Genomic DNA, 1,479 nt, shown 5'->3' on the forward strand with positions numbered 1-1,479 from the left:
GCGTAAGTGTCGACCTGTACATCGCCGTCGACCGCATTCACGCCAAGACCTGCCAGGTTACGAACAGAAACCTGATATGAGGCCGACGACTCCAGGCGAGCGGGCTGCTGACCGCGAAGCCGAACCGGAAGAAAGGGCGTAGGTAAATCAGGAGCTTGGGCAGGGATAGATCACGATGCTCCCGCTTGCGGGAGCCCCTTATTTGGGGAGATCTCAGACGCGTACCCGCGAGTAGGACTTGTCCGAAAGGTGGGGCGGATGTGGTAACGCATTCCGTGCTCTGAGAAGTCAGCAAAAGCCATAGTAGCCAACGACCGCATCCCAACGGCCAGGTGAAGGGCTGAACGTCATTTCACAAGGAACGAACCACCCGTGACCTCGAAAGATCCCAACGCATCGTGTCTCCCAGACACCGCGCATAAACCTCAGTCGAGCCTTGCGGCTTCGGCGGCCACGGAGAAGTCAGCCTTGAACTCTTCTTCATCTTCTCTGATGGAAGCAGTTGTCGACGACGCTAACATTGAGCGCGCTTGGAAGAACGTCAAAGCCAACAAAGGGGCTCCCGGTCCCGATGGCATCACCCTTGACGCCTTCTTCGAGACCTTCCGGCACCATTGGCCAGAAGTGCGCCGACAACTCTTGGAAGGAACTTACCGACCGGGACCCTCCCGTCGTAAGTCGATTCCCAAACCGGATGGCGGCACGCGAGATCTCGGTATTCCAAACGTGATCGATCGCTTGATTCAACAGTCCATCCTGCAAGTCTTGACCCCGATCTTCGACCCCGGTTTCTCCGAGTCGAGTTTCGGGTTTCGACCCAAGCGATCCGCACATGGAGCTGCAAAGCAGATCCAGCAAACGATCCGCAGCGGTTTCCGCTGGTGCGTGGACATGGACCTTTCGAAGTTCTTCGATCGCGTCCATCACGATGTCTTAATGGCACGCGTGTCTCGTAAGGTCCACGACCGTGTACTGCTAAAGCTGATCGGCCGCTACCTGCGCGCGGGCGTGATGGTCGATTGTCACCTCCAACCTTCCACCGAAGGCACGATGCAAGGCGGCCCGTTGTCTCCCTTGTTGGCCAACATTCTGTTGGATGATTTTGACAAGGTTCTCGAACAACGGGGCCTCCGCTTTGTTCGCTACGCCGACGATTTTCTGGTCTTCGTACGATCGGAACGCGCGGCCCGGCGGGTCTTCGACTCGGTGGAACGTTACCTCACTGGGACCCTTAAGCTGGTCGTCAACCGCGACAAAAGTCGTGTCTGCCGAACCTCTGGTGCCGAATTCCTCGGCTACCAATTCCACGGTTTCGGCGGCCAGATCCGAGTGAGCCCGAAGAGTCTCAAGAAGTTCAAGCAACGGGCAAAAGAGATTTTGACCCGCAACCGCGGCATCTCGATGCGTCAGCGGTTTCGTGAACTTCGTCTGTACCTTCGGGGTTGGATCGATTACTTCGTCTTAGAACAACGCAAGAGT

At 56.9% G+C, this 1,479-nt stretch carries 1 protein-coding gene; it reads left to right on the forward strand.

Annotation, left to right across the window (positions count from 1 at the left end; all coding sequences use genetic code 11):
• Window positions 1–492 precede the first annotated feature (492 nt).
• On the forward strand, window positions 493–1,479 hold a 987-nt coding region (gene ltrA, locus H1B37_RS32805), incomplete at its 3' end, for a group II intron reverse transcriptase/maturase (protein WP_182871485.1).

It is taken from the genome of Stieleria mannarensis (genome assembly GCF_014154935.1).
GTDB lineage: Bacteria > Planctomycetota > Planctomycetia > Pirellulales > Pirellulaceae > Stieleria > Stieleria mannarensis.